The following is a 2,877-nucleotide window of genomic DNA, read 5'->3' as shown; positions in this document are numbered from 1 at the left end:
CGGCACCACGGTCGAGGTGCGCGACCTGTTCTTCGCCACGCCGGCGCGGCTCAAATTCATGAAGGGCGAGCGCGCCGAAAGCTCGGCGACCAGTGACGTGATCAAGCGCATCGCCATCGCCTTCCCGGCCGTGCGCTTCACGCTGGCCGGTTCCGACCGTTCGACACTGGAGCTGCCGGCGACCGACGACAGCCCGGAAGGCCGGCTGCGCCGCATCGCGCAAGTGATGGGCGCCGACTTTCCTGAGAATGCCATCGCCATCGACGCCGTGCGCGACGGCGTGCACCTGGCGGGTCACGTCTCGATCCCGTCCTTCAGCCGTGCCAACGCGCTGCAGCAATACGCTTATGTCAACGGCCGGCCGGTGCGTGACAAGCTGATCGCCGGCGCTATCCGCGGCGCCTTCGCCGACGTGCTGCCGCGCGACAGGCATGCGGTGACTGTGCTGTTCCTGACGCTCGATCCAGCCATTGTCGACGTCAATGTCCACCCGGCCAAGGCCGATGTCCGTTTCCGCGATCCGGGCCTGGTGCGCGGGCTGATCGTCGGCGCCATTCGCGAGGCGCTCGCCAATGCCGGCATCCGTGCCGCCACATCAGGGGCAGCAGGCATGATGGCGGCATTCCGGCCGGGCGCAGCGTCCTATGCCCATGCCGGTCCGGCCAACGGCCATCGCAGCTACGAGGCGGCCTACCGCGCCTCCGGCTCCGCTGGTTTCGACCCGGCCCGCTCGCCGCAGCGGCCGCTGGATATGGGATTTGAAGACACCGCGCCAGGAAATGGCAGCTTCGGCGAAAACGATCAGGCGGCGTTCGACGCCGGCCCGCTTCACAGTGCCGACGCGCGTGCCGGGCAAACTGAGACGGCGGAGACCTTGCTCGGCACGGTGCTGGGTGCCGCACGCGCTCAGGTGCATGAGAACTACATCGTTGCGCAGACCAGGGATTCGCTCGTAATCGTCGACCAGCACGCGGCGCATGAGCGACTGGTCTACGAGGCGCTGAAGCATGCGCTGCACTCGCGCGCCGTGCCATCGCAGATGCTGCTGTTGCCCGAGATCGTCGACCTCCCGGAAGAGGATGCCGAGCGGCTTGCCATGCATTCCGAAACGCTGGCCCGCTTCGGGCTGGGCATCGAGCGCTTCGGCCCGGGCGCGGTCGCCGTGCGCGAGACGCCGTCGATGCTCGGCGAAACCAATGTCCAGCAGCTGGTGCGCGATCTTGCCGACGAGATCGCCGACAATGACACGGTCGACACGCTGAAGGAGCGGCTGGACAGGATTGCCGCGACCATGGCCTGCCATGGCTCGGTGCGCTCCGGCCGCCTGCTCAAGCCAGAAGAAATGAACGCGCTGCTGCGCCAGATGGAGGCGACGCCGGGCTCCGGCACCTGCAACCACGGCCGCCCGACCTATATCGAGCTCAAGCTTGCTGATATCGAGCGGCTGTTCGGCAGGCGCTAGCATGGGATGCGAAAAGAGCCGCCCTTCAGCGGCTCTTTCGAGTCAAGGGACCGTCCCAAGTGCTTGAACTAGCGCTTCAAATTCACCACGATCACGCCGCCCAGCGCCAGTGCACCACCGAGAACACCGAGCAGCGTTGGCACCTCGTCCAGCCAGAAGAAGCCAATCAGCGTCGCCACCGGTGAAACCAGGTAGAGGAAGTTCGACGCGCGCGCCGCCGGCAGCCGGGAAAGTGCGGTTGCCCAGGCGGCATAAGCGATGAGGCTCGGCACGATGCCGAGAAAGATCACGGCGCCGAGGCCGGCGGTGTCGGCGACCGCTGCCTGAGAGAGTGCGTTCGGCAGAAAGGGCGCCAGGCAGAGCGCGCCGAGCACCATGTTGGAGGCGGCGATGGTCAGCGGGTGATGGCGGGCAAACAGCGGCTTCTGGACGATGGTGTTGACGGCCGAGCACAGCGCCGAACCCAGCACCAGCAGAGCGCCGGTGTTGAAATGCAGGCCCTGCCCCTCACCCATGGCGATGATGCCGATGCCGGCGAAGGAGATGGCCGTGCCGGCCCAGGCCATCGTTGAAAAGCGTTCGCCGAGCAGCGCCATCGCCATGATGGCGGTGAAGATCGGGCTGACATTGATGATGAAGCCGGCCGCACCGGCCGAGACGGTCAGCTCGCCGAAATTGAGCATTGCCGTATAGAGCGCGACGAAGATGGCGCCACCGAAGGCAAAGCGCCACAATTCGTCGACCTTTGGCAGCGCCGGCCGCTTGATGGCAAGGAAGATCGCCGCCGGCACCGCCGCGATGGCAAAGCGCAGCGCGCCAAGTTCCAGTGGCCCGAAGGCTGCGAGGCCCGCACGGATCGCCGGGAAGGCGGAGGCCCAGCCGACCACCGTGAGCGCCACCGCGACGGCTGCCGTGGTGTCCATGCGCTGTGTCGGATTCAACGTTCCGGTGTAGACGCTCATCTCGCTGTCCTCGCTCTTCGATGCCATAAACAGAGAAAACGCCATTCCGGGACTGTTGACAAACGACCAAATCGAGAGCCACCTGTGAGTATGGATCACAGCTCGGACGCCATGCTGCCGCTCGAGACCTTGCGTGCCTTCGACGCAGCGGCGCGAACGGGGAGTTTTTCTGCCGCCGCCGAAAAGCTCAACCTCACCCATGGCGCCGTCAGCCGGCAGATCGCCAAGCTCGAGGACTGGCTCGGGCTGAAAGTGTTCGACCGCGGCGCGCGCGGGGTCTCACTCACCATCGAGGGAACCCGCCTGCATCTGCGCACCACCGAAGCCTTCGCGCTGATAGCCAGTAATTCGGACCGCTGGATCGAGCCGCGCGGCACCGCCGTGGTGCGGCTGACCTCGATCCCCTCGGTCAGCGGGCTGTGGCTGATGCCGCGCATGGCGGCGCTGGAAAAC

3 protein-coding genes are annotated in these 2,877 nt (G+C 66.4%); 2 read left to right on the top strand and 1 reads right to left on the bottom strand.

Translation table 11 applies throughout. The annotated features are described in order from the left end of the window. Positions 1-1,462 (top strand): DNA mismatch repair endonuclease MutL (gene mutL / locus E5W87_RS29890; protein WP_292405832.1); only part of this gene is annotated, 1,462 nt, incomplete at its 5' end. A 68-nt stretch (positions 1,463-1,530) separates the two neighbouring features. Here mutL and E5W87_RS29885 read toward each other — a convergent pair. Then, on the bottom strand, positions 1,531-2,424 hold the full coding sequence (locus E5W87_RS29885; RefSeq protein WP_292405828.1) for a DMT family transporter: 894 nt from the start codon (positions 2,422-2,424) through the stop codon (positions 1,531-1,533). Between the two features lie 90 nt (positions 2,425-2,514). On the opposite strand from E5W87_RS29885, the gene E5W87_RS29880 reads away from it, so the two are divergent. Further along, positions 2,515-2,877 (top strand): LysR family transcriptional regulator (locus E5W87_RS29880; RefSeq protein WP_292405824.1); only part of this gene is annotated, 363 nt, incomplete at its 3' end.

This window comes from Mesorhizobium sp., from assembly GCF_004962925.1.
GTDB lineage: Bacteria > Pseudomonadota > Alphaproteobacteria > Rhizobiales > Rhizobiaceae > Mesorhizobium.
The sequence above is the reverse complement of the archived record's forward strand: the minus strand, read 5'-3'. Positions and strand labels throughout refer to the sequence as shown.

What these genes read in the sequence shown, in the direction of transcription:
- E5W87_RS29885 (WP_292405828.1), bottom strand. Translation starts at nt 2,424, where the DNA reads ATGAGCGTCTACACCGGAACGTTGAATCCGACACAGCGCATGGACACC.